Source organism: Paraburkholderia aspalathi (genome assembly GCF_905220735.1).
In the GTDB taxonomy this organism is placed as follows: Bacteria; Pseudomonadota; Gammaproteobacteria; order Burkholderiales; family Burkholderiaceae; genus Paraburkholderia; species Paraburkholderia aspalathi.
The window spans coordinates 441,574-465,863 of sequence record NZ_CAJNBA010000002.1 but is presented as its reverse complement, the minus strand read 5'-3'; the positions used below and the strand labels follow the sequence as shown (position 1 = coordinate 465,863).

The 24,290-nt window shown below is 61.3% G+C and carries 15 protein-coding genes; 1 reads left to right on the top strand and 14 read right to left on the bottom strand.

What is annotated here, in order from left to right:
- Window positions 1-31: 31 nt before the first annotated feature.
- The 11 genes from KHO30_RS12850 to KHO30_RS12800 form a co-directional block, all read right to left on the bottom strand.
- On the bottom strand, window positions 32-541 hold the full coding sequence (locus KHO30_RS12850; RefSeq protein WP_093633293.1) for a DUF1269 domain-containing protein: 510 nt from the start codon (window positions 539-541) through the stop codon (window positions 32-34).
- A 191-nt stretch (window positions 542-732) separates the two neighbouring features.
- Window positions 733-1,956 (bottom strand): c-type cytochrome biogenesis protein CcsB, encoded by a 1,224-nt coding sequence (ccsB, locus tag KHO30_RS12845; RefSeq protein WP_093633294.1) that lies wholly within the window; start codon window positions 1,954-1,956, stop codon window positions 733-735.
- Window positions 1,957-2,382: 426 nt separating this feature from the next.
- Window positions 2,383-3,057, bottom strand: a complete 675-nt coding sequence (locus tag KHO30_RS12840) for a c-type cytochrome (RefSeq protein WP_211701208.1) — start codon at window positions 3,055-3,057, stop codon at window positions 2,383-2,385.
- Window positions 3,058-3,083: 26 nt separating this feature from the next.
- The gene (locus tag KHO30_RS12835; protein WP_244179262.1) at window positions 3,084-4,325 is read right to left on the bottom strand and encodes a cytochrome C; all 1,242 of its coding nucleotides are present in this window, start codon (window positions 4,323-4,325) and stop codon (window positions 3,084-3,086) included.
- 441 nt (window positions 4,326-4,766) lie between these two features.
- Window positions 4,767-6,461, bottom strand: coding sequence for a c-type cytochrome (locus KHO30_RS12830; protein WP_211701207.1), 1,695 nt, complete (start codon window positions 6,459-6,461; stop codon window positions 4,767-4,769).
- Window positions 6,462-6,463: 2 nt separating this feature from the next.
- Window positions 6,464-7,297 carry a LolA-like protein gene (locus KHO30_RS12825; RefSeq protein WP_200620121.1) on the bottom strand — a complete coding sequence of 278 codons (834 nt, stop codon included), beginning with the start codon at window positions 7,295-7,297 and terminating at the stop codon, window positions 6,464-6,466.
- Window positions 7,298-7,323: 26 nt separating this feature from the next.
- Window positions 7,324-8,163, bottom strand: a complete 840-nt coding sequence (locus tag KHO30_RS12820) for a LolA-like protein (protein ID WP_200620120.1) — start codon at window positions 8,161-8,163, stop codon at window positions 7,324-7,326.
- Window positions 8,164-8,205: 42 nt separating this feature from the next.
- A complete protein-coding gene (locus tag KHO30_RS12815; protein WP_234486809.1) occupies window positions 8,206-8,706 on the bottom strand; it encodes a hypothetical protein in 501 nt (166 codons plus the stop codon).
- A gap of 13 nt (window positions 8,707-8,719) precedes the next feature.
- Window positions 8,720-16,990 (bottom strand): choice-of-anchor Q domain-containing protein, encoded by an 8,271-nt coding sequence (locus KHO30_RS12810; RefSeq protein ID WP_211701206.1) that lies wholly within the window; start codon window positions 16,988-16,990, stop codon window positions 8,720-8,722.
- A 17-nt stretch (window positions 16,991-17,007) separates the two neighbouring features.
- On the bottom strand, window positions 17,008-18,660 hold the full coding sequence (locus KHO30_RS12805) for a multicopper oxidase family protein (RefSeq protein WP_200622505.1): 1,653 nt from the start codon (window positions 18,658-18,660) through the stop codon (window positions 17,008-17,010).
- Between the two features lie 10 nt (window positions 18,661-18,670).
- Complete coding sequence (locus tag KHO30_RS12800) at window positions 18,671-20,236, bottom strand: multicopper oxidase domain-containing protein (protein ID WP_200622506.1); 1,566 nt, start codon at window positions 20,234-20,236, stop codon at window positions 18,671-18,673.
- A 393-nt stretch (window positions 20,237-20,629) separates the two neighbouring features.
- Between KHO30_RS12800 and KHO30_RS12795 the strand changes: the two genes are divergently transcribed.
- Entirely contained in the window at window positions 20,630-21,481 is an 852-nt protein-coding gene (locus KHO30_RS12795) for a hypothetical protein (protein ID WP_093633302.1), read from the top strand.
- A 116-nt stretch (window positions 21,482-21,597) separates the two neighbouring features.
- Here the strand turns inward: KHO30_RS12795 and KHO30_RS12790 are convergent, their stop codons facing one another.
- The 3 genes from KHO30_RS12790 to KHO30_RS12780 form a co-directional block, all read right to left on the bottom strand.
- A complete protein-coding gene (locus KHO30_RS12790) occupies window positions 21,598-22,182 on the bottom strand; it encodes a TlpA disulfide reductase family protein (RefSeq protein WP_211701205.1) in 585 nt (194 codons plus the stop codon).
- Window positions 22,172-23,212 carry a transporter gene (locus tag KHO30_RS12785; protein ID WP_425312907.1) on the bottom strand — a complete coding sequence of 347 codons (1,041 nt, stop codon included), beginning with the start codon at window positions 23,210-23,212 and terminating at the stop codon, window positions 22,172-22,174. Before KHO30_RS12785 ends, KHO30_RS12790 begins: the two co-directional genes overlap by 11 nt.
- Before the next feature lie 154 nt (window positions 23,213-23,366).
- A complete protein-coding gene (locus tag KHO30_RS12780) occupies window positions 23,367-23,732 on the bottom strand; it encodes a DUF2946 domain-containing protein (RefSeq protein WP_200622402.1) in 366 nt (121 codons plus the stop codon).
- Window positions 23,733-24,290 lie beyond the last annotated feature (558 nt).

The following is a 24,290-nucleotide window of genomic DNA, read 5'->3' as shown; positions in this document are numbered from 1 at the left end:
TCGTCGTACTGTTGCCGAGTCCGGGAACAGATTACGGAAATGCGGGAATGGTCGGCTCCGTTCCCCGGATCTCGGCCTCCGCGTGGTGGAGCTTGATCATCTCCTCAATTTCCTCGACGCGGTCCTTTGGGACGTCGATCATCATCAGCAATTCGCCCCGCTCGATCGCCTCTTCGAACCGTTTCAGCCGCGTATTTGGTACATCGACACCGATCATCGTCGCCGTCCATGCGCCGAACCCGGCGCCCGCGAGCGTGAGCGCAACGACAACGCCACCCGCAATGGTCAGGCCCGCCGGCGGATAAGCCAATGCAACCAGGCCCGTCAACATGCCGGTCGCGCAACCCGCCGCTGTACCTCGTGTCAGTGCGTGAAGCAAGTCGCTGCTCTGCGCAAGCGTGGCCTCCGGCAAATCGTCGAGCCGTACGCTATGGTTGGCAATCACGTGGATATGCCGCCAATCGACTCGCCTCACTAGAAGCTCGTCAACAATCATCCGCGCACATTGCGTGCTCGGCAGCAAAAAGTATATGCGTCTCATGGCGACCTCGCTGACCGTGGATCGGGGTCCGTCCGGACCCGTGACTACATTCTTGCGCGGAGTGGCAACGAGAAAAAGTAGGAATGCTCGCCGAACGGAATGGGTAGGGACCCGCAGTGCGTATCGCCGCTCGAACCATGCTCCGCCAAGCCGGAGCTTCGGGCGAAGGGTGTGAGCGCTCCGGCATTCATTTACAGCTTGCCGTAGCTATGCAGCCCCGACAGGAACATGTTGACGCCGAGGAACGCGAAGGTCGTCACCAGCAGGCCGGTTAGCGCCCACCATGCCGCCACCGCGCCGCGCAGGCCCTTCATCAGGCGCATATGCAGCCAGGCCGCGTAGTTCAGCCACACGATCAGCGCCCACGTTTCCTTCGGGTCCCAGCTCCAGTAACCGCCCCATGCTTCAGCAGCCCACAGCGCGCCTAGAATCGTCGCGATCGTGAAGAACGCGAAGCCGACGGCGATCGACTTGTACATCAGGTCGTCGAGCACATCGAGCGGCGGCAGGCGGTCGGCCAGCACGCCGCGTTCTTTCGCCAGATATGCGACGCCGACCATTGCCGACAGCGCGAAGCTGCCATAGCCGATGAAGTTAGCCGGCACGTGGATCTTCATCCACCAGCTCTGCAGCGCCGGCACGAGCGGCTGAATCTGCTGTGCATCACGAGCGACCGAGTACCACATCAGGAAGCCGACCGCCGCACTGATCACCAGCAGCACGAATGCGCCGAGCGCACGCGTGTTGTAGTGCTGCTCGTAGTACAGATAGAACAGCGCCGTGATCAGGCTGAACAGCACGAACACTTCGTACAGGTTCGAGATTGGAATATGGCCGACGTCCGCGCCAATCAGGTACGACTCGTACCAGCGCACCATCAGACCGACGAAGCCCATCACCACCGCAGCCCACGTCATTTTTGAACCGATCGCGGCGCCGGTCGGTGAACGCGACAGCAGGCCGATCCAGTAGAAGACGGTGGCGAAGACGAAGAGCGCGCTCATCCACAGAATCGCGGACTGGCTCGACAGGAAATATTTGAGGAAGAACGCGTTATCCGCGCGCGTCAGATCGCCGTGGTAGATCTGGATCGCCAGCAGCGACAGCGCGGCGATGCCCACCATCAGCGGACGCACCGGCTTCCAGCGCCAGCCGAGTACGACGAACACCGGCACCGCCAGGCACAGCACCAGTTTGTCGTAGTAGTTCATGAACGGGTGATAGCGCGACAGCGCAAACCCCGCGCCCGCGACCATCACGACGGCGAACAGCCAGTCGACGACGCCGAGACGTTTCAGAAACGGCCGCTCGTCGAGCGGAGCCACCGTTTGAGCCGCGGTCTTTGAGACATCCCACTTAAGCACGGGCACCGGGTCCGGCGCAGCGGCGTCAAGAGACGATTGGGTCAGGTTCATGGTGCTCTCCGTTGTGCCGATCGCGTCGACATGATGCCGTCGGCACACAATTGACTGCTTTCCAGACGCGCTTCGTTCGACGGCCGGGCCGCAAGGCATGCTCAACCGGTGGTGGTCCCCGTCGCGCAAACGCGCCGCCAGACGTGACCGGAAGACCCCTTGCGACCTTGAGCGCCCGCTTTCCGATTCGCTCCGTAAGTTTCCACTGCAGATTGAAAAAAAAGCGCCCGCCGGGGGGAGACGGAGCGCAAACTATTCGCCACATCGCCGCCGATGCCCCCACCCGGGGCGATCTCAACAACGACGCAGGCGTTCTTGCCGGTGCCGCTGCCGTGCAACGGTGCATCCGCGTTGCACAGACCAGACGGACGGCCTGGACTCTGAATCGCCACGTCCACGGGCGCAGCGACACGTAAGTCAACTTGTTCATTGATCGGCCGGCGGGCTGGCCGCTGCCTCGGTTTCTGGCGGAAACGCTTCCACGAAGGCAGCTACTGCGCGCATATCCTGCTCCGACATATTGCCGCAGACCGCCTTCATGACCTCACCGCGAGGTCTTTGATCGACGTGGCTCTGGAAAACCAATAGCTGCTTGACGATGTAGTCCGCGTGTTGACCGGCGAGCCGCGGAAACTGATTCATTCCCTCGCCATGCTGGCCGTGACACGAAACGCATGCCGCGACGCCCTTGTCCGGCAACCCGGACACAAAAATCGCTTTCCCTTCGCCAATCAGCGATTGGTCTCCGGATTCACCCAGAGCCGCCTTCTGACTGGAAAAATACGCGGCAAGTTCGTCGATTTGCGCCTCGCTCAAGTGCGTAAAACCCCACATAAACCTCCTGGCGTTCGGGTCCGATCGGGCATGCGTCTTGAAGTCCGTCAATTGATCGACAATGTATTCCTTTCGTTGCCCCGCCAGCTTGGGAAAAGCCGGCGACACCGAGACGCCGTTCACACCATGACAGTTCGAACAGACCTGCAGAGCAATGGTTTTTCCGGCGACTGCCGGGTTATCGACCGCCCTTGACCGATCCAATTCGTGACAGCCCGATCCTGCAAGCAGCATCCCAAGGGAGATGATTTGCGCCAACGTTTTCATGTCACGAACCTCCTTACCACCAAATTTCACCAGTACGCGGCCCATAAATAGACAAACAGCGTGTCGTTGTCCGATGCGTTTCGCCCGGTGCCGTCGTAATTGGATCGGGACCCGAGGTATTTGGTGAAATGCGTGTATTGCAGGCCGACCCGAATGTTCTGCACCGGAATCCAGAAGATCTCGGGTATCCATCCCTGCGTGGCAGGAGAAAAGTTCGCGCTGCTGGCGTAAGCCACGCTATCGGTGCTGCCCGTCACATTGAAGAAGGCGAGGCTCACGCCATACTTGGCCTGATAGATGTACGACATTTTCAACAGCATCGATTTGAGATTTGCTGATTGACTGTCGCCTAAAACGAAATTATTCGGATCGCTAATGTTCTCGTGAACGTAGCGGGCCTGCGCGGTAATCGTATGCGGATCGAGCAGGTACTGATACTGCGCATCCACGCCAATATCACGATAGCGGGTTACACCCTGCGTGAATATCGGGAAAGCGTTTGGATCGTTGGGATAGACATCGGCAAGCAACCCGAACGTCCCCACCATGATGTTATGCGCGCCCCATTCGCGAGTCAGCGCAAGGCGCCAATACGGGTTGTAGCCTTTCAGATAGGTCTGCGGGTGGGCCAGGTCTCCGGCCTTGCTGCCATGGCTCATAAACGACCAGATTCCGTCGGCTGTGCTGTACGCAGTCAGTTCCGCGTAGATCAACTTGTTCCAGTACAGGTAGCCGCCAATGCCGACGACCTGCTGCGCCAATGCGCCCTCGATGAGCGGCGTAAACTGCGGCGACCCAACCGCGCTTGTCGACGAAGAAAGGTAGGGGTAGCTCCATGCAGGCGCAGTATTGAAGGCGTCCTGCACAGTCGGATTGTTGTGCAACGTTACGCCCAGTATGAAGTCGCTCGCTTCGCCGATGATCCGTTCCACGTAACGGACATCGGTGTTGTCGGATGCCCATTTACCGATCCACCTGCCATCGCCATTCTGGTGATCGTAGTTCGTGTAGGTATATTGAGCGAACGCGCCGATCTTGTCGGTGATCTTGCCCGCGAGGAAAATGCTGGCCGCATCCCATGTCAGATTGCCGTCTTTGGGCGAGATGGGATTGCCGTTAGCGTCGTTGTTGTGCCGGGTTTTGGTCACATCGACTGTTCCCATCACAGCAAGCGGGATGGTGCGTTCGCCGAGCGTATATCCGTTCAACTTGAACATGCGCCCATACGGCGTGAGCTCGGGAAACTGACCACCGGCGTGACACGCCACGCAGCTTTGTCCCGTTTGGCGTGCGAATATAGGCAGAGCATGTGCGGTAGAAGCATGGAACAGACAAAGGGCCATCAAGATCGCCGCCCAACCACAGTGAAGCATCCTATAAAATGCAGGAATACTGATAATAGTCTTTGCCATGGCTATCTCTCCCTGCGCCGTGCTTCACACATTTACCAACGGCGGCAAAAGTCACTGACTTCGTTACTACGTTGCGCCTGACTGCAACTAGCGAAGTGAGAAAGAGGTGTTGCGACTACAGTGATCCATTCCGATGAGGCATTTGTGCTCTTCGCCACGTTTTCATTGTGCAAATGGGCGACGAGAAACGACATGGGTCAACGTCCTATTCTTGCGGTAGGGGAGACGCCCGGCCGCGCAGGCGATAGCGTCTCGTGAGTTCTTGCGCGCCGGTCCACGCCTCGTCTCACGACATCGTCACGGCACAATCCAGGCCCCATCGGCAACGAGCCTGACTCGGTCCGGCCCGGCAAAGCGGACGATATAGCCGCCCTTCGACGCGAAGCGCTGCCCTGGCGCCAGGGTCAGGCGCGGGTAGTAGCCAGTCAGGATGCGGCGTTCAAGCATGTCCTGAATGCGCTCGATCAGGTAATCCCTCTCGAACGCATCGACCATATGACCAAGCGTCTCCGCCAGTAAACCGCATGCGAGATAGGTGTCCGCCTGGACCTGCGGGGCGACCATCGGGATTTTGCGAATCGAGAACCAACCGAATGCATAGTCGACACGGACACGCCGTCCGTCTGGCAAGTCGAATGGATACGCGAGGCGCGTGACGCCGCGCCAGCTCGCCGACAACGGTGTGCTATCGAGCCCGCCCAGCAGCCCCGACATGAACACGGTGTCCGAAGGCGGTGGCAAATGCCCAAGCGCCTCGACATCGGGCGGACGCAGCCATAGCACCAGCACGTCGGGCCGCGAAATTCCGCGCAGGGAACGCGCAACGCTGTCGCCTGGCGCAAGAGCGCGGCTCGACACCGCGACGCCATGGCCCTTCAATGCCACAGCAAGCGCCTCTGCACCCCGTTCGCCGCTGTCGCCCGTGCGATAGACCTGCCAGACCTTTGGCTTCGCTTGCATGGGCTTGCCACTGTCTTCGTCGAGAATCCGCCTGGCGAGCAACGCCGCCTCGAGTAGCACGCCTTTCGAAAAATACACGGAATAGAAATCCTGGTCGGTTTCGACCGGCACTTCCACGTTGGGAAAAAGGCACGGCACGGCCTCCTGCTCGCAGAACTCGTGAACCGGCGCCCAGTTCTTGCCGCCGAGTCCCGACAGCACCGCAAACACCGGCTGCTCCGCCAGATAGCGCTTCAACTGTTCATGCCACGTCGACGGCGGTCCGCTCAGCTCCCAAACATGCAACTCCCAGCGGCGATTGACCATGAACATCATCTTGCGCGAAGAGCGCAGCGGCGGCGTCGCACCGAGCGGAAATACGTTCTTGTCATCGAAGTACTGTTTGAGCACATCGAGCATGCCGCGTCGCTTCACGGGGTCTGCGTCCGGCGTGATGATCGTCGCGAAGTGCAGCACCGTGTCAGTGACACCCGTTGACGCACGTCGATCGAGGTGCTTCAGATAGCCGATCAGCGCTGCCATGTCGGTGTCGTTCAGCGCGTACTGCGGCATCAGATTGCCAAGCGGCTTGCCTTCCGAGTCAAGCCCTTCGCGTATTGCTCTTGCAATCGTCGCGTCGGTGTAAGGCTCGCGATTGGTTCGCATGCCGGGAATGTAGGGAATGTCGAGATCATCGGGGCTATCGGCGCGAGGATGAACCAGATACCGGTCAGTGATCGGCGGGATGTTGTTATTCCCCTCCCTGGATCCGAGGCCACTGCGCCGATGGCAATTCATGCAGGCCGCGGCGGTGCCTCGCAGGTTCACGCCACCGTCGTGCATCGCCTCGAGCTGGTCACCCGAACCCAGCACGCCTTTCTGGAAGATCGCTTCCCCCGTGTTCCCTGACGTAACCTGCGGCGTTGACGGGGCAGCGTTCGCCTTGCCCACCGGCACCGTCAACGCGGCGAACAAGGCACATTGAATGAGCACGAGCGCCGCGAGCGATCGTACCCGCGCGATGGCACGTCGGCTGACCCGGGCGCGGTCCATGGCTAGGGGCTCGGCCGGCTCAGGGCGGGCGGCGTCGGCGTCGACGGCTCGGCGTTGATCGAGACCGAACTGTGCCAGCCTTGCGAGGCCGGTCTCGCGAACATCCCATCGTCAAGCGGCGGATTGAGCGACACCTTGTCGATCGTCAGCTTGTCGCTCTTGCCGGCCGCCACCACACCGCTTTCGATCGTGAACGGTATCTGCAAACCCTCGACGTTCTTGTAGTCGCTGTACTTCACTTCAACGGTGATCGGCCCGTGAGGGCCCCGCACCGCGCGGTCGTACTTCACGTCAAGAAAGCTCTGTGCGTCGACCCACACATGACGGGTCACACCAGAAGGCAACTTTACGCCGAGGCGGTAAGCCTCGTGTCCGTCGACCTTTTCGACACCTTCAAGCGCAACATCGACACCCTTCGCCTGATGGTCGATCAGCAAGCCATCGATGACCTGCTCGTCGTGCGCCGACCTCAGCTCGTCCATGGTGTACGGCCGCGCTTCCCCACTGCCCGTGGCGCTCGGACTCACTTTCCAGCCCTGTTTGCCGTTGAACATTCTGACAGCCCGCCGGTTGAGCACGGTTATCTCGAAGCGTGTCATGTTTGGTCGTTTTAGCGCGAGAACAAACGGCAATTCCTCCGCGGGTGTATTCGCGCTATCCACGTGCCCGACCCAGACCATCGTCTGGATCTTCCTCCATGCGTCGAGCCCGCCCCTCGCGGCGACGTTCTTCTCGACGATCTGATCCGGGCTCAGATCGTGCTCCGGTATCTGCTCGCTCGCGTACACCGCCGCCGTCAGGCAGCCGATGAGCACCCACAGTGCGATTCGTGTCATGGCAGTGGACCTCGCACGGATGTTGGCTAGTGGCTAGTCGCTTGTGGCTGTTGGCCCGGCACTTTGGCCATGGCCAGTTGCGGTTTCGCGAACAGGGTGTCGTCCGCCGGCGGATTCACCGTGACGTGCTCGATCATCAGCTTGTGCGTCGGCTTGACACCGCTGACTGCGGTTTCCAGCGTGTGCGGAATGACGAGTCCATTTTCTTTCTTGTAATCGCGGTAGAAAATGGCGACGTTGTGCATCCGCCCATCGAGCTTGCGTGGTTCGCCATCGATCTTCAGTTCGAGAAAACTGCTTGCGTCGATCCAGATGCGGCGCGACGTATTGTCTTTCTGCGTCAACTTCAGGACGTACGCGCGATGTCCCTCGACAGATTCCATGCCGAGCGCTTCGACCCGCGAGCCCTTACTCGCATAGTCGATCAGCGGCCCTTCCAGGTCAGCCGATGCCGCTGCCGATTTAGCCTCTGCAGGGGTATACGGTTCGACTTCGTTGCGTCCGAGGAAGGGCCTGACCTTCCAGCCCTGCGCGCCGTCGTATACCTGAAACGCCGTCTGCTCCTTGAAGCGAATCTCGAAGCGGCTCTTGTTCGGCCGCTTCATCGTCATCGTGAACGGCAGCCTGGTGTTCTTCGTGCCACCTGCTTCGATCTGCCCCGACATCGTGATCGTATTGACCGCGTGCCACGCCTGAGGCCCACCGCGTGCCGCGACGTTCCGCTCGACGATCTGCGCCGCACTCAAGTGACTCGCCGCCGCGGCTTGTGCCGTTCCTGCGGTCGAGGCCGCGAATGCAGCCGGGCCGGATGCCAGAACACCGGCCACTGAGGCCGCCGAAATCGCCTTCAAAAGAAATCGAGACATGAGTCACCTCCCCCATTTGTGTTGCAAATCGCCGTGCCGCGATCATTCGACAATCAGTCCGTCGACATGAAGCGAACCGATGAATACGTCGACGCGCTCGCCGGGCTTGATCGGGCAGCCCTTGTTGGAAAACACCATCCAGTACTCCTGCCCGGCTTCGAGCGGACCGGTCTGGCGAAGCTGGCCGATCTTGTCCATGACCGGAATCTCGAGCAGCGCGTGACTGGCTTCGCCGTATAGATAGGCGGTGGCGCTCTTCTCGCCGAGCAGATGTGCCGCCACCGGATCCGTCACGCGATAGCTGAAGCGAATCAGATTGCCCGATGCCGTGCTGCGCACGCTCAGGTTGTCGATGCCCTTCATCATCCCGTAGTAGTTCTTCGCATGCTGCGACATGTTCACCGGCAAATACGGCGAGTGCCTGAGCGTGGGCGCTGCCGGTGGGCTCTGCTGAGCCGAAGCCCCTTGAACCAGGGCCGCGGCCAGACAGACGCTGCTCGCAAACCGCAGCGCCGGCCTCATCACGGAGAAGCAAAGTTTCATTGCTGCGCCCCTCTCACTTGACGACCGGCGGCTGCGTCTGCGCCGGGATCAGCGGTGCCGCCGCTGGCGGTGTCACGGCCGGCTTCGGCGTCAACACCTGGACGAGGCCGAGCAGACTGAGCAGGCCGTCCGACGAGCCGCCCAACGCAAGCGGATCGATCGGGGTGCCGCCGCCGAACAGGCCTGGCTGCACAAACTCGACTGCGCCGATGTCGTATCCGAACCCCTGCGGCCGCGACGTGCCGAAGATGTCATGATTCGGCGCACCGGTCGCCGTGCCGGCATTGATTGCCGGCGAACCGGTATTGATCGAGTAGTTGCCCAGTACTACGTTGTAGCCGGTCATGCCCGACGTGAGCGCTTCGTTGAACAGCGACAACGGACCGTACGACATGTTGATCCACTGATTGCCTTCATCCGGCGTCGCCGACGGCATCAGAGTGAACAGCGGATTCGGAAGAACCGTATCGGCAATGCCTGGAGGCACCGTGATACCGATTCCGCCGGCTTCCGGCGGCACACGCGAACCGTTGCAGTACTGGTGCACCACCGCCGGATTCAGATTGCTGTTGTGCGCCCCCGGGTAGTCAGCGGCGTCAGTCAGAATCGAGTACTGCGGGTGCATCGTCAAAGCCGCTTGACGACTGCTGGCCGAGGTGTCGCCGAACGCGCCAATGTCCCAATAGACTGCGTTCGGATCGCAGAAGCCAGTCGCCTTGCCTGCCTGATTCAACGACGGGTTCAACGTGACCGCGTTCTGCAGGCCCGCGATATTCGGATTCTTTCCTCCCACGGTGATATAGAACGTACGGTTCTGCCAGAACACATTGTTGGTCAGCACCGGGTTCGAGAACGTCGTGCAGTTGGGCAACCCCGCCGGACACGCCACGCCCGGATTGGTGAACGCGACAATGAAATTCTGCGTGTGGCGCGCGGTCTCCAGCCCAGCCGGCTCGAAAGTCGACGTCGTGATCGGCGAGCACGTCGTTTCCGATCCCACCGTCGTGCAGTTCGGCGGCCCGACGTTGGCCTGGGTGGCCGCGGGCGTGTTGAACAGCACGCCTGCGGACGCTGTCGAGTCGTTGGCGACGACCGTGTTGTTGACGAAGTTCACGGCCACCGCATCCTGTAGCGAGACACCGCCTCCCGCCCAACCGGCTACGTTGTTCGCGATGATGTTGTTGGTCACCTGAACCGAATACCACGCGCTCGGGTTGCTCGGGCTGCGCTGCACATCGGTACCGTTGACGTTCTGAAGTCGCAGGCCACCGCCCTTGCCGCTTTCCGCCGTGTTGCCGACAATCAGATTGCCGTCGATCACAAGCTTCGGGCCAATGCCGTCTGAAAGCTCAGGCGCGCAATCGGTGTCCACCGTAGCGTTCTCGCAGAACGTGCCGTCAGGCGGTACGCCCTGGGCGATGATGCCGCCACCGTAGGTGGGCAGCGTCGGGTTGTTGCTCTGGTTGAACAACACCCAGTTGTGCGAGATGTCGCCGTTGTAGCTGAACCCGAAGTGCGCGACACCGCCACCGTCGCCGGCACTCATGTTGCCGCAGACCCAGTTGTAGTTGAAGTGATAGTAGTCGGCACCGGTGCAGAAGGTCACGCCGCCCGCTGATGAAGGCGTGGTCGAGTTTATTTCGTCGCCGTACGAAGCATTCGACGTCACCGAGTTGTGGTGAATGTTCACATGCTGGTTGAGCAGGAACGGCAACTGCGTGACGCCGTTCGCAGCGATGGCCGCATCGGCGGTTTCCACCTGGCCTACCGTGATACCGCCTGTGAGCGTCCCTGCGTTGGCGAAGACACGGTTGTTCGAGACCTCCGTGTAATGGTTCCAGCCGTGCAGGAAGATCCCGCCGCCGCCTTGCGAACTGTTGGTGAAGGTCATACCGTCGATACGCGACGGATTGCACAGGAAGTTGCTCGGGTAGTTCGTGCAATCCGGCGGGTTCGGCTGAAGCAGGGTCGGTCCCGTGAGCGGCGTGCAAATGCCGTTCGCCGTGCAGTTCGGGTCGGGTTGCGCCACGCCGCCCACCGTCACGTCCTTTACGCCCTTGGCGAGCACGGTAATGGCCGCACCTTCATACGCGCCCATCAGCGTCGGCTCGATCAGCAGTTCAGCCAGGTTTCCGTTGAGGTTGAAATCCCATCCCGAGGCGGGTTCGAGCGGTATGGCATCCACCTTGCGCTGCATCGCGGTCGAACAGGAATACGTGCCGGTCGGATCGTACGGATTGCTCGACGAAATCAGGCCGCCGTTCAATGCATCGCCGAAGAGACAGCCAACCTGTCTGCGCCACGGGTCCATCTTGCCCGACGGGTGGGTGTTCGCGTTGACGGTCACCGCGGTCGCGCCGACACCTTGCAAGCGGACTGGCTTCCACATCAGCAGCATTTCGTTATAGACGCCCGGACCGACGACGATCATGTCGCCCGGGGCCGCCTTGTCGATCGCGGTCTGAATCGCGTTGCTCGTCGCGTTCTCGCCACTCACATAGGTTGGCGTCTTGCCGCCGATCGTGACCGTGACCGTGTCGATCGAGCGCTTGCCGTTGCCTGCCGTGATGACGAGTTCACCACAGAACGTGGGGTTCAGCACGCCGCGCTGCTGGATCGTGCAGCTCGACTGCGTCGGCAGCAGGATCGGCACCAGCACCTTGATCTGCGTGTCGCTCCATGACTGCACGATTGCATTCACGCCGCCGATCGTCACTGATCCCGTTCCCTTTTGTGCCCCGAAGCCATAGTGCCGCGTGAGGAACTTCTGGTTGAACGGTGCGGTGGTCGCGGCCGGGCCCGTGTAGGCATGGTTCGGCACCTGCGCGTTGCCCTGCGCGTTGATGGTCAGCGTGTGCAGTGGAGCGCTGACCCACGGTCCGGAGCCGCCGCTGATCGGGTCGCCCGTTACGCTGGAGATCGCCGGCGTGGCATCCGGGTACGCGCAGTCCGGCTGGTTGTAGCCATCCGCGAAGGCCGAGACCGGCACCACTGGCGTATCCATGTACTGGGTCTGTCCAGGCATGAACGGAATCTCGTAACAGAACTGGCTGTATGCCGGGTTGAACAGAGGGTCGCGAATCGTCTGGCCGGGATGCGCCGGATCGGGCATATCAGGATCGTTCATGCAGGCGACCATCATCGTCGGTGCATAGCCGGTCGGGTTCGGCGGATTGACCTGCCAGGTCGAATAGTTCAAGCCGTTGAAGATGCCCCATTGATCCGTATAGGTGCGAGCGACTTCGTTGCCGCCAAAATCCTTCATCGAGATCGGCACGTTCGGCACCGCGAACTTTTCGCCGAATTGCGGCGAATACGGATCGAACTCCGAAGAGAAGTCATCCAGCATGAAGCCGGTGTAGTGCGCGGCGACGTGCGTCGAACTGAAGATCCAGAACTTCGCCAGCGCCGTCATCTGGTTGGACACCGTCACTTCCTTCCGGTCGCACAGGTTCCGCGAGGCGCCCGCGAAAGGCGCGACTTCCTGTGAGCCCGGGAACAGGCTGATGAAGTCGGGCACGATGCGCAATTCACCGACACAAGGCCAGAACGATTCAATGCTGCCCGTGTCGCCCTCATTCCGGGGAAAGGTGTTGGAGCCGAGATTCCCGGTCGGATTCTGCCCGTTGTTGCGGTTATAGGTGGAGTTCACCGCGGCCTGGTCGGGCAGGATGAAGATGTTGCCCAGACCAGCAAACTGCTGTGTCACCGGTGCAATGTAGTTGTCGCCGATGAGAATATTCTTGTCTTCCTCCTTCACCAGTTCGTAGCCCGGCGGCACGATCACTTCGACCACATACTTGCCGGCCGGCAGCATCTGCGTACCGTCGCCCGAAGGATTGGCCACACAGACCGTGCAGTTCGTCGCGGTCGGCTTGCCGGTCGTCGTATTCCGGCCAGTCACGCTGGGGAATTTGTACATGCCGTCGTACGGCGCGGGCTGCAGCTGGTTGAACGCGTGCATGCCGTCGTAGCACTTGAACTGCGAATGCGCCGGCAACGCACGATGCTGCGCGTCGAGCCACTGGGTGGTGTCCTTCAACGTGAAGAAGAACGGGTCGGTGGTCTCCTGTCCCGGACAGTTCATGTTCGGCACGCCGTCGGTGCGGAAGCCCTGCGCCCAGTCATCCCAGCTGGCGGTCTTCGTCGTGTCGACCAGCGTCAGGCTGGTGGTGCCGTCCGCCGCAATGCCCTCCTGATACAGGTTCACCGTGACGTTCGGCACGTCTGGCGTCCAGCTCGTGTGGATCAGGAGCGATGGATCGTCGAACGGCCGCGTCGATGCATAGATGACTTCGCCCCGGATGCCGCCGTTTTCAGTCGCGCCAAACTGCGCCTTGCCAAACTCGATGAAGGAACTCTGCCCGGAGAAGCCCTGCCAACCCATCGTGGTTACCCATGGCGGATCGACTCTGCCGGTCGAAGGAGTCGTACCCGAGCGGTCCTTGCAGTCCGCATCGTTGCAATACACCGCTCCCGGCACCCGCAGATTCGTCGGCAGGTGCGAGGTCGCTGATTCCAGCGTGTTGGCGTAATTGGCAGCGATGGCCGAGGTGCCGCCGCCGGGTGTGCCGTCGGGCGGGCCGCCCGCGTCGTACACCACATGCACGCCAGTCTGCTTGAAGCGCGTTTCGTCGGTGTCGACGACGTACCAGTTGAACAACGGAAACACTTCGTTAAACGACGCATAGCCGTTCATGTCCGTGTTGTTGAAGTTCGAATAGCTGCCGTCGCGGAAGCGGATATTGGTCGGTACCAGCGCGAGCCCCGGATCGCTCGCCTGCGAGACACCCGAGCCGTTCAGGTCCATGAAGGTCCGGGTATAGAGATTCGTGTGCCATTGGAGCACCGAAATATCCCCGACATCCGTGGTCTGGCCGCCCGCCAGTTGCACCGCCGTTGCGAGCCCGTCGACGATCTGATCGTTCCATTGATCGAAGATCGTGATTCTGAACGTGCCTGCGGGCAAGCCGCTAAAACTGAACGTCCCGTCGGCGTTGCACTTGGTGAACGCAACATCCTCGCCGTCCGGATCGCCGACGCTGATATAGCATTGCGTGAAACTCAGCGAGGTGCGCGAGCCGGCGCCATACAGATTCTCGTTTGGCGGACGGCTGTAGTGCAGGTTCGTTACCCTGCCTTTGAGCCCGTTGTTGCATGTCGCGCCCGCGCACAGAATCGGCAGACGGGCATTGATAATTTTCGGGTTGGCAAAACCAACCGCCACGTGAAAGCCTGCGGGCCCAAACTCCTGGAAGTAAGCCGGCCCACCCACCTTGATGAACGCGTCGTGTGCCTTCTGTCCGTCCAGCGTGTTCGTCTGCAGCCATTCCTCGCCCCTGCCGATCCGGTCGGCTGCCGGCGTCGCGACGACGCCGTACCGGCCGGGCATCAGGTTGGCAATGATGGCCTGGCCGACGAGCGGCGAAATCGTCTTGCCATCCGATTCGAATTTCGGACACGTCGGGACCATGCCGACGAGACCGTCGGTCGACGTCGAAATCGGGCAGGCATTGAGCCCCGAGATCGGATCGATGGTCCCCTGCAAGGAATTGGACAGCGGCATGTTGAACATGTCGTAGGTCATCTGTCCGGTCGCGTCACCAGTGCCGCCCGCGTCGTCGAAGAGCTTGATTTCGAATCCGCCGAGTCCTGGTTCGCGCGCCGTGCCGAACGTGTCGGTGCCGCCGCTGACGTCCACTTCGCCATTCAGCGGGGCGTCGTCTTCGAAAACGAACACCGAGACCTTCGCGGTCGCCAGCGGCGTCTCCTGCAGCAGCACGTTGACGGTGGTCTGTCCGGGTGCGATCGGAGCGCCGCCCATGGTGTGGCCGCACTTACCCGTGCCCGGCGCAAAATCCGCGCCGCCGGGACCCGACGGGCAGTCCTTGGAAATATCGAACTGTCTTTGCGGCCCGCTCGGGTTCGCCGGATTGACCGGTTGCGGCGTGCCTGCACCATTCCCAAAGCTGTTACCGGCGTCCCCTGGCAAGATCGAGATGTAATAGTGCTTGGTCGGATCGAGCGACACCTGCGCCGGATTGACCGGCACCTGTTGCGCAGCCGTCGTACGGCACACGCCGTTGCCGATATCGCACACGGCCGGCAAGTGCGAGTTGCTCGCCGGGTCGTACACGGTTTGCCCCGACTCGCAGGCGACCTTGCCGACACAGCCTGCTGCCACCACCGGCATGTAGCTGGTGTGGAAATTGGCGCCCAGGCTGGGAACCGGCAGCGGCGGGCAGCTAGCCGGGCGCGTTGTCGCGGTCGTCTGGCATGCGGGATCGATCTGGAACGTACGGTCTTCCTCGATGATCCAGCGGTAGTCGGCAAGCTGAACCGCGGTCTTGCCCGGCGCCATGCTCGGCGCGTCAAGCGGCTTGACGATAAGTCCGCTGCCGCCCTTGAACGTCACCGTCACGGTCGCGGCGGTGCTCGACGTGTTCTGCGAATTCTTTGCCGTGTATTTGAACGTCATGGTGGCAGTCGCACTGCTGCCGACCGGCGGCGTCGTCGGAATCGCGGTGAACGATCCGTCCGGATTCAGCGTGACGGTCCCGCCTGTCACTGCCCCCGAAATCGCTGCGGTGAGCGGCAGCCCCTTCGGATCCGAGGCATTGGCCAGCACGCCGGGCGCGCCGATCTGCAGCCGCGACGCGATGTTGCTGACGTAAGCGCCATTGCTGGCCACCGGCGGGCCGGACAGACAGCCATTGCCGGCGCTGCAGGCTGATAGCGTGACCGTCGCCGATACCGCGGGATTGCCGTTGGCCTGATACACAAAGCTGTCAGCTGTCGTACCGGCATTCGGCACATAGACGAATGTGCCGTCCGGGTTCAGCGTCAGCGCGCCGCCGGTGGTCGTTGTCTTGACCTCCACGCCGTAAACATTCACGTCCTTGGCTTTCACGCCCTTGGCCGGGTCCGACACGGTCAGCGTGGTGCCAGGGACAAAGAAGTAGGTGGAGGAATTGGCAATCGCATTCTGATTCGCCGCACCCGACGTCGGCAGCGCGCCGCCATTGACGGCGATGTAGGCCTGCATCCCGCCGTCACGCTGATTGTTGGTGGACAGGCTCAGTTCGCGGTCAAACACCGGAAGCGCCGTTGCGCCTGTGGCCGGTGCGTTCATCATCACGTCGTAGGTCTTGCCGGCCGCCAGAAACACTTCAGACTGGACTCGCGGATTGCCGGGCAACACATTGCCGTCCTCGGCGATCAGCGAGAAACCGGAAGCGACAGGATTGCCGGTTTGTGCACCGACTACCGACGGAACGTGCATCCGCAAACCTGCATTCACGAAACGCATGAGCACCTGGCCCGTAGCAACGGGCGCGGTAGCGGCAAACGAAGAGCCGCCGGGATTGGTCCGGTCGAAGGCGACGCCGTTGATCAGGTAGTAGCGCGGATCGTAGTTCACGGTCGGCGGATAGCAGGTGCCGAACGCCGTCGACTTCGAATCGCCGCAGCCGCCGGGCTGACCCGACCACGCCAGGGTTTCGCTGAAGCCCGCCGTCGTCACCGCCGCTGCGACGGCTGTGTTTTGCACGGGATCGATTTCGCTCAGCACGAGCGGTACGTCGGCGTCATAGCAGATAGCCGGATTCGTATAAGCCTGATACCGCTGCGACGCTACCGGACAGCTTACGGTGCCGCCGACCGGCGCTTTCACCACCAGCACGCCGTATAGCCCCATCGGCCCCTGGATTGACGGATGCGTTCCCGACTCGATCAGATAGGTGCCCGGGTTGAGGTTGCTCCAGGTGAGCGCCGTAGTCTTGCCGGTCGCCACCTCGGTCGCGAACGACTGGACCCGAGGGCCCTGCGCTGGTGGCGTAAATGTCGCGCCGCTCGCACTGCTGGCAATCGGCCAGGTCGTCGCGGTTTGCGTTGGATGCGGCGGACTCGGCATGTTCGTCGCCGTCGTCCCCAGGCCGCCACCCAACTGTCCAACAACGACGAGCGAGGTCGGCACGGCACCGGGCAAGCTATTGGTGAGATTGACCGTCAGCGGTCCTGGCGGCACGGTAATCACCACAGGCGACCAGTTCGCTCCGGCGCCCGGATTGGCGGCCGCGCAGGTCGCCGGCGCAACCGCAGCCGGCGTACAGGTGTAGCCCCACATCGGCACCGCCTGCCCATCGGGCAGCGTGGCAGTCGTCGCCTTCGCTGTCAGATTGACGACTTGAGCACAAGATATGCTGCTGGCAGTCAGCAGAATCGACGCCGTGACCCCTGCCTTGAACACGTCGAAGAGGGTCGCCTTAAACTGAGTGGATCTCATCGCGCTTCTCCCCGCCTCTAATTGGATTCGTCAATCAGGAAAACCTGTGGATCGACGAGCATCATCATCATCATTCCGCCCGGGAAGATGTTGTTCGTGGTGATCTCGCGCTCGTTATGCGAGTGCCACATGAATGCGAAGCCTGCTTCTGTCGTGGGTGGATTCACGACCGTCCCGCTCGGCGGTGTGGTCCCGGTGGGCGCAGTGGCGCGTACGGTCGCGTCGGGCCCAAGATAAGGACTGCCGCCATACCAGAAGCCGTTGGTCAGCACGTGCGAGTCCGGCAGGGTGACCGGCCCGCCGCTACCCACGTTGCCGAACGGATGCGCTTCGAGTGCCTTGCCGTGATCGGCGCACCACTCGTAGTAGTTCGGCGCCAGCGGGTCGGCCGTGTAGTAGCCGTTCACGTCCGGGATGCAGACAACTGGCTTGCCGAGATAAGCCGCGTATTTCGGATCGGTATCGGTGTACAGGTCGCCGGGCTTGTGTCCATAGACATCCCAGTTCAGGCCCCTGCCCGTCCAGTAGAAAATTCCGTCCATCGCGAGGCCCGGCGTCGTGGTCGTCGTGAACAGCAGCGGTCCGGCCACCTTGGTCGGGTCCGTCTTGCTCAGGATCATGTTTCCATCGCGCGCCAACACCCGCACGTGATTGCCGTGCTCGTGGAACGGATGCTGCCAGCGGCCAGTGCCGATGATCCGCAACAGCACCAGTTCACCCGGATGCATGTGCGGATTACCGTTGTAGGGTTGATGCGGATACTGCACCGCGTAGTTCGGGTCCATGTCGTCCGGCATCGATCGGCCGTTAACCATGAAATAGGCCGGGTGGTAGGGTTCCGTCTCGACGGTCATGCAGCCGTTCGGCGCCGTGCACGCGTTCGCCGCCTGCTGTTCCGCCTGCGCATGAATGCGCGGATCAATTTCGGAGAACTGAAAAAGATACTCACGGTCATAGCAGGCTGCGCTGTGGTTATAAGCCGCGCCGGCATTGCGGAAATCGGGTTGCCCATCGGGCAGCGTCGCCGCGACCGCGCGGCAACCAGCAGGCACCGCAACCGTGCCCGGTGAGGAGGTCGGCAAAACGATGATCGCGCCGTACAGGCCCATTTCGATCTGCAGATCGCCCTGCGTGCCGCTGTAGTAAGCGTGCGTGCCAGGCGTCGCCGCAACGAAGCTATACGTCACCGTGCTGCCGTGGGCGGCCTCGCGGGTCAGCAATCCCGGCGAGCCGGTGAGCGCGGCGGGACAGGTCCCGTCGGGGTTCAGTGCCGCGGCGCAGACCTGGAATCCCGGAAAGAGGATCGACGTGTTGCCCGCCGCCGCCGGCAGGTTATTGGTGAGCGTCACCGTGACGACATCGCCCTGCTTCACGATTAGCGTCGGACCGGGAATCTGCATGCTCGGACAGTTCGCGCCCGCGATCGTGGACGGCGAAAAGCCGGCCGGCGCCGTGCGGCATCCATAGCCCCACGAATAGACACTCGCGCCGTCGGGTTGGGTGATGCGATTTGCCTCGGCACTCAGGTCGAAGTGCGTCCCCGTGATGCCGGGCGCGGCGGCTTGCGCGTGCATGCAGACGAGCGTGGCGAGCATCGCCGCGCCGAACCGTGCAAGCCGCCCAAGGCGCGCGAGCGTGGCGATCCATGTGTTGTGATTGATGTGTCCCACGGCTCTTCTCCTAGGTGCAGGACTTCTTGGTCGGGTCCACTGCGTTGCAGATGTGGACCTCGGTCATCAAGCCGCCGAAGTTTTCCTGGTCGTTGGCCAGGTGATCGAGATTCGGGGTGTACAGGTAAAAGATCGCACCCGGCTTATATTTCGTCGTGTCGCTGGCGTCGAGGATCACGTCAATCGATTCGCCGCCGCCCAGCGTGATCGAGTTCGTGTTGTAGGTCAGGTCGTTGCCGGACATGTCGCGCAGCAAGCGAGCGTTGACACCGACCACGTGCATCGGGATGCCGAGCGACGCCAGCGTCTGAAACTCCGTCACGTCGAGGTCTGAGATCCGCAGCAGTGCCTTGCCACCAGCCGGAATGTTGATCAGCGTCGGCAGCGGCTGCGAAAAATGCTGCGTGCCATCCGCCACCGTCGTCGACAGCGGGTTCGAATTCACGGTGTCCGGATAGCTGCGCCCGTTCAACATGAAGAACTTGTCCTTCATATCGGTGAACGGCTCCGGATTGAACGTCATGCCGATGAAGTGGAAGTTCGGATCAAAACCGTGTATCTGCACCGGGTATTCGACGTCGTAGGCCGTCGAGCCATCGCCGTCGTTGTACGCGTAGAGCGTCGGCTTGCCGCTCTTGTTGTTGACGTGGAGAACGCTGTTCGCAGGTGGCAGCGGTGTCGTGCACAGAATGTCAGTGCCGCATTTCGTGCGCAGATCCAATTGCTGCTGCTGCAGCGAGCTGTACAGCGACGCACCGCCGGGAACGCGGTTCTGGCGCGGCCGCACGAAGATCTGGCCGACCATGCCCATCTGCAGGTGCTCTGGCGGCGTGATGTGGCAATGCCAGAAGTAGGTGCCCGCATCCGGCGCGAGATAGTAGTACGTGAAGCTCGCGCCGATATTGATCGCCACCGACGCATCCGGCACGCCGTCATAGAACGACGAGGCGTTCGGATAGCCATGGAAGTGCACCGTGTGCTGCTCGAACAGATCGGGGCGCATGATCATCCCGACGTTCGTCAGCGTGAGGAAGAACTCGTCGTCCTCGTCGATCGCCATCGTCGGCGCCGGCTCGTTGCCGTTCATCACGCCGATATCCATGATGGGGCGTGGATCGACATGGCCGGTCAACTGGCCCGGAGGCACAGACTCCGGATCAGGCACGAGGCCGACCGCACCGTTGTAGGTCGGGTCCGACCTTGGGTCGCCGACAGTGTTGAACACCGAGGCGAACTCGGTCCCGGGAAGACCGGCCTTGATGTCGGCAAGCCCGGACAACGGGCCAAAAGCGAACAGATAGGTCTGCACGCCGTTCGCCATCGTGGCGTAACCATCGCCGCCCGAGATCTGCTGGCACTTGATCGCGCCGTTGACGACGCCTGTCGACGTGGAGGTCTGTCCGGTGTAGGACGGCCCGGTATAGGCGGGCTCCCCCGTACCGGGCGGCAGCGCCGTCGGATGCGCCGGCGTGGTCGGCGGGCATTGCACCCGGAACGACTGGCCGAACGAAGGAGCTGCAAATAGCAGGAACAGCAGCGCTGCAACACTGCTGCGATAAACGCGGGTACTGAACATATGACCTCCGTCCCAGGGGTCAGCCGGTGCGATACGCGCCGGACGTCATGCTCTACTGCGAATGCGGGCTGGTTACGTTGTTACATCAGCCCGTATCTGGATTCTGAACAAGAGCGACGGAGCCTGGGATGGGTCACCCCCCTACACTTGCGGTAGGGCAAACCCAGTGACGTTCTTCAGATCTGGCTGGCTGGAGCGGGCTCAGAAAGAAATTGCAATTTATGTGTGCTCTTCCTAATATCGACCAAACGTTCGGATGGGTAGAATTCCTACCATCCGCATGCTGCATTGCAATACGCAACCGTCGGCGCTTTGACCATGCGCTCAGGCGGACACCCACACCCTTGTCCTTTATCGCCCAAGGGTTTGACGCAATCACGAGTGGGGAGCGCCATGGAGTTTTTGGAAAAAAACGTCGCGACGGAATTAGTTGAGCGGAAGGATCACACCCTCGAACATGTTGGATTGGATGGCGAGAGGCAGACATATTTTCCGGCCAGGTCAATGTGGTTGAGGCTGGAACAGCTTCATGTGACGCAACAGCTCGCAGAGCCTCTGGACGCAGACAAACAACCAACACTTTCCACCTCGCTGCACGGAGTGGCGCGCCTCGATGGCCAGGAACTGTCGATCATTGGCGACGCTGGACACGCGATGCGCACCGTCGAGGTGTCCTTCGAGGCACGCGACGTCAGCAAGGCTGACCGGTTAGGTCTGCGCGAGTTGGAGGACGAACTCGGCATTTCGTTTTCCGACGTGCCGCTCGGTACTGCTCGTCTCGGCGCCAATCGGGCCGACGCCGAGACTGGTGAACCCGATCAGTGGTGGCTCGCCTGCCACATTCCCGAAGCCTGTATACATGCGCTTTCGAAGGCGATGTCCGATGGACAGTTTGGCGCAGTCGAGTTGGGACTGGCGCTGCGGCACCTCTACACAGCCGAAAGTGCTTTAGCTGACCCTCAGCGCGAGCCGAACCTTTTTCTCAGGCCCAACAAAAGCGACGGCGCAATTGAATGTCCGGAAATCGCAATTGGCTACGTCACCCACCTTCGTATTGACCTGGCAGCGGCTCAATTGCGTACCGCGACGGCGAGCGGCGGCCGCGGTGATGAATTAACGGCAAACCCTGTCGCGGACGCCGTGAACTCACTGACTGTTCGGCTCACTAGTCTCATGACCACGGTAAGATGGATTGGCTTCTTGATCGGCATATTGCTCTTTCTTGAGGTTCTCGAGAGGCTCTGATCAGGCACGCACGAAAACGTCGAACCACACACCGCAGTGTGCCGAGTCATGACAATAACGCTCGCCACCGGGGACGTCCGGGCGGCGTTTGCTCTTCGCATCCGTCACTTACGCATCTATTGCCTCAAAAGTGGCGTGATAACGCGTTGCAGGCGCTCGGATGTCCAAACGGGATATTTGTCGTCCCATCCGTTGTCCACCAGGAGACCCGTACGTCCAATCGTGAAGCTCACAGGAATGCGCCACATGCGCCCATAATCGCCTGCCCAGGCGCTGCCCAGCAGCCCCACTGGAAAGCTCAAGCTCGCTGCAACCTCGCGAACCGCAGACAGATTGTCGGCCCCATCCAGACTGAACCCGAGCACTTGCAGCCCTCGATCCGCATTGCGTGCGGCGTAGGCGGACAAAAGAGGCAGTTCGTCACGGCACGGCTCACACCAGGTAGCCCAGAACGTCAGAATGATCACTTTGCCGAGCAGATCGGCGGTGCTGATGTTCCGGCCATCGAGCGTATGAAGGACGAGCGACGGTGCGGGTTGACCGACGGCAAGCATGTCAGCGCGGGTCGCGGAGGGTCGGCCCAACGCGCTCGCCCCTAGAGACAATGCAAGCACCGCACGCAACCACGCCCGACGCGCGGTCGATGTCGAGGAGACGGAGTCTGTATGCGCCAGCGGCGCTCGCATTACGTCAGAACGCATAGCTCATCCCCAGATTACCGGTCCAGCGTGGAAACAACTGATAACCGTCGAGCTTGCTGTGTATCGCGAGCTGCACGAAGCCATACACCTCGAGGTTTTTCCATAGGTTGACGGTGATGCCGGGACTGACATAAACGACCGTTCCCGCCGTATTCGCAGTATCCGCGAGCGTGCCCTGGTCGTGGCTCTTGCGGGTGACGTTGATCTGCAACTGCGGAACCCACTTCGGGTTCGCCTCATAGCGCAGTCCCACGCTCAAGCTGGCCAGATTCCCGGGGCGGTATGTCGCGCCAGCGTGATCGAGATTTTCCACGATTGCGGACTGGAATTGCCCGTTAATGAACGCGTCGAAGTTCTGGCTGATCGCCCGGTAATAGTAGGCACCGACAATAATGTCAGTACTGCCAGTGCCGGGCTGCAAGCTGGTGTCTAGCGCCTGGCCTGCGGCTGCATTGGGGCCGTTCGAGAAGAACACTGGATTGTGCCCAACGGTTGCACCCGTATTGACGTTCTGACCACCGTACCGCCCCGTGGGTAACTTGACACCGAGCTGTATTCCAAGATTGCGCAGTGGCAGAAACCCCTGATAGCTGGCGATCAGCTTGATGTCTCCCAAGCCTTTGCTGGTTGCGCCGCTCACATTGTCAGGAGTGAGCTGATCCGTCGTCGCGTTGCCGTACGTCGTGTGGCTACGGTAAATGTAAGGGATGAGAGCACTGAAGTTCCAGCTCGCGCCGGGGCTATAGCTGATGCCGAGATTGATGTATCGGTTGATCGTCTGACGCTCCACCTCCTGGCTGCCGCCGGCGTCATTGATACTGGCGGGCTGTGTGTTCGACACCGAACCGGAACCGCTGCGCAACTGGTTCTGGTTGATGAAGTCGTATTCGATGTTGATTCGCCAGCCTGGAGCGGCAGAATAGCCCATCGCTGCGTCGGTGCTCAAGGAGCAGCCGCAAGTGGCGCATGCGCGAGCCGCAATGGGAAAGATCGCGGCCATAACGAAAGGCAGCGTGTAGCGCAATAGCATGTTCTGGCTGGTAGACATGGTTTCCTCTCCGCTCGATACGGACGCGCGCCTCCCCTCCTCAGGTGGAAAGACGTGCGTGTTTTCCTGAGACGACAGGCGGCCGCGACGGCCTGATTACGAAGCAGGCTGACGCTTCGGTCGGCAAGTGCGACGACTAGGAAAGGACGGGAGGATCGCGAGGCCGGCCGGATGGAAACGCGGCGGCGTGAGGGACAAACAGGGGCGGCGCCGATACTTGCGCAACCGCTAACAATAGCATTGCAATGAGGCCGGCCGGAGGGACGCTCAGCGCCGCTACATGATGAGAGACGAGATCGCAGTACCCACACGCTGCAAGCTTGTCCGCAGACGCGTGGTGTGCAGCGGGAGCGTCACTGCCGACTGCCGAACAAATGGCGCTGCCCGGCTCATGGGCGCGGGACGCAACCAGCAACTGGCTCACGAGCGGCGCGACAACGACGAGCCACATGGCGATGAGGCCAAGCCATGCGACAGAGTGTTTGTGGGCGCGGAGCTTCATGGCTAGTCAAAATTTTTCGAGGATACTATCCAGTGGATAGCGGGCCCGTATAGCACTTTCCTTACGAATGCCATCAGTCGGAAGGGGCCGGATCGGCTGGACAGATACTTCGTTGGGTAGCTGAAACCCAGGACCGTTTCGCGCCGAACAGAAAGCGCCCGCGGTCAGATCGACACGTTGATCGGCCGAAAGGCTTTGCGAAACCGGCGGTGCGAATATTGCCATCGGGATTGCAAGCAATCTAAGAATCCCGCCAATTTTCGAATAGAAAAGACCAGGCATGATCTTTACGGATTTGCCGACCAGCTAGTGTGTTACAGGCGATTATCGCGCGCGCCCTTTACGGCTCCGATGGGTAGATGTCCTACAAAGGTGTAGGGAAAGAGCGGGATAGGTCTTTCCGTCGGACTGCATGTCCGTTTGGTCGGTAGCTTTGGTTCGACACTGGCAGTTGAAATCCTGCCCTCAGAGCAGACGCTCTCGATTCAAGCTCCCACACGCACCGGTGGCGCTCATCCAATTCTTGGGTGATTCCACCGCCCGCCTGGGTTCGGCGCT

Coding starts and splice junctions, on each gene's coding strand:
- KHO30_RS12850 (WP_093633293.1), bottom strand. CDS start 541: ATGAGACGCATATACTTTTTGCTGCCGAGCACGCAATGTGCGCGGATG.
- ccsB (WP_093633294.1), bottom strand. CDS start 1,956: ATGAACCTGACCCAATCGTCTCTTGACGCCGCTGCGCCGGACCCGGTG.
- KHO30_RS12840 (WP_211701208.1), bottom strand. CDS start 3,057: ATGAAAACGTTGGCGCAAATCATCTCCCTTGGGATGCTGCTTGCAGGA.
- KHO30_RS12830 (WP_211701207.1), bottom strand. CDS start 6,461: ATGGACCGCGCCCGGGTCAGCCGACGTGCCATCGCGCGGGTACGATCG.
- KHO30_RS12825 (WP_200620121.1), bottom strand. CDS start 7,297: ATGACACGAATCGCACTGTGGGTGCTCATCGGCTGCCTGACGGCGGCG.
- KHO30_RS12820 (WP_200620120.1), bottom strand. CDS start 8,163: ATGTCTCGATTTCTTTTGAAGGCGATTTCGGCGGCCTCAGTGGCCGGT.
- KHO30_RS12815 (WP_234486809.1), bottom strand. CDS start 8,706: ATGAAACTTTGCTTCTCCGTGATGAGGCCGGCGCTGCGGTTTGCGAGC.
- KHO30_RS12810 (WP_211701206.1), bottom strand. CDS start 16,990: ATGAGATCCACTCAGTTTAAGGCGACCCTCTTCGACGTGTTCAAGGCA.
- KHO30_RS12800 (WP_200622506.1), bottom strand. CDS start 20,236: ATGTTCAGTACCCGCGTTTATCGCAGCAGTGTTGCAGCGCTGCTGTTC.
- KHO30_RS12795 (WP_093633302.1), top strand. CDS start 20,630: ATGGAGTTTTTGGAAAAAAACGTCGCGACGGAATTAGTTGAGCGGAAG.
- KHO30_RS12790 (WP_211701205.1), bottom strand. CDS start 22,182: ATGCGTTCTGACGTAATGCGAGCGCCGCTGGCGCATACAGACTCCGTC.
- KHO30_RS12785 (WP_425312907.1), bottom strand. CDS start 23,212: ATGCTATTGCGCTACACGCTGCCTTTCGTTATGGCCGCGATCTTTCCC.
- KHO30_RS12780 (WP_200622402.1), bottom strand. CDS start 23,732: ATGAAGCTCCGCGCCCACAAACACTCTGTCGCATGGCTTGGCCTCATC.